Source organism: Microbacterium sp. A84 (assembly GCF_051842815.1).
Taxonomy (GTDB): domain Bacteria; phylum Actinomycetota; class Actinomycetes; order Actinomycetales; family Microbacteriaceae; genus Microbacterium.
This window is the reverse complement of sequence record NZ_JBPXMS010000013.1, coordinates 1-1,267: the sequence shown is the minus strand read 5'-3', so window position 1 is coordinate 1,267 and position 1,267 is coordinate 1. Positions and strand designations below refer to the sequence as shown.

Genomic DNA, 1,267 nt, shown 5'->3' with positions numbered 1-1,267 from the left:
GGCGAAGTCATATGGTGGCAGCAACGTTCTTCTTGAAGGAGCGTTTCATGGTCAAGTTGTTCCCGCCGAATACTCGTACGCAGTTCGTTGATCTTGTGTGTGCGGGGGTGCCCGTTCAGCGTGCTGCGCTGAGCTTGGGTGTGTCTGGCACGTCGGGATCTCGCTGGTGGGCTCAGTCTGGAGGGATGAAGATCAACCTTGGAGCCGATGGAGGCCTCGATGACCTGGCGCCAGTTGCGCCCCCTGCTAGCGGACGAATGTTGACTGCGACAGAGCGCGGCGTGATCCAAATGGGGTTCCGTGCAGGGCTGAGTTACGCCAAGATCGCCGCCGAGATCGGTCGAGACAAGTCCGTGGTCTGGCGGGAAGTGCGACGCAACACAAGCGCCGACGGGGTGTATTACGCGTCGGTCGCGCACACCCGCGCGCATCAGGCCAGGCGTCGACCGAAGCCGTTCACGTTGATCGAGAACGAGGCGCTGTGCCGGTTGATCGAGGGGTGGATGGACGAAGGGTGGAGCCCGAAACTGATCTCCACGATGTTAGAGGTTTCCTTCCCGGACGATCAGACTATGCACGTGAGTCACGAGACGATCTACCAAGCCCTTTACGTCCAGACCCGCGGGAAATTGCGGGCAGATCTCGCGGAGAAGCTCTCTCTGAAACGGAAGAAGCGTGTTGCCCACACGGCGCAGAGACGTAAGAACAGCCCCTATAAAGAAGCGTTCAAGATCAGTGATCGGCCGGCCGAGGTCGAGGATCGGGCTATCCCTGGGCACTGGGAGGGCGACTTGATCATCGGTTCTGACGGCACTGCGATCGGCACTCTCGTTGAACGCACGACACGCTTCACGATTCTGCTCCACCTACCCGGAGACCACTCCGCAGATACTGTCGCTACCGCAATGATCCGCGAGATGGGCGCGCTGCCTGAACACCTGCGCCGTTCGATCACCTGGGATCGCGGAACAGAGCTCGCCGAGTACGCCAAGATCCAGACCGCGTTAGAGACAACGCTCTACTTCTGTGACCCGCACTCACCCTGGCAACGCGGGACCAACGAGAACACCAACCGGCTTCTACGATTCTGGTTCGAGAAAGGATCAGATCTCTCCGCCCACTCTCCCGAGGACCTCGCCCGGACCGCCGCGATCCTGAATCGCCGCCCCCGCCCGACCCTCGAGCTTCAGACCCCGGCCAACCGGCTCAACCAGCTGCTCCTCGCAGCCTAACTACCAACGTTGCCCACACCATTTGACTTTGCCGC

General features: G+C 60.8%; 1 protein-coding gene. It reads left to right on the top strand.

What is annotated here, in order from left to right:
• Window positions 1-47 precede the first annotated feature (47 nt).
• Window positions 48-1,232, top strand: coding sequence for an IS30 family transposase (locus ACSU04_RS18395; RefSeq protein ID WP_439290569.1), 1,185 nt, complete (start codon window positions 48-50; stop codon window positions 1,230-1,232).
• The last annotated feature ends 35 nt before the right edge of the window (window positions 1,233-1,267 follow it).

Bases quoted from the DNA above. Each gene is read 5' to 3' on its own strand.
- ACSU04_RS18395 (WP_439290569.1), top strand. From the start codon at position 48: ATGGTCAAGTTGTTCCCGCCGAATACTCGTACGCAGTTCGTTGATCTT.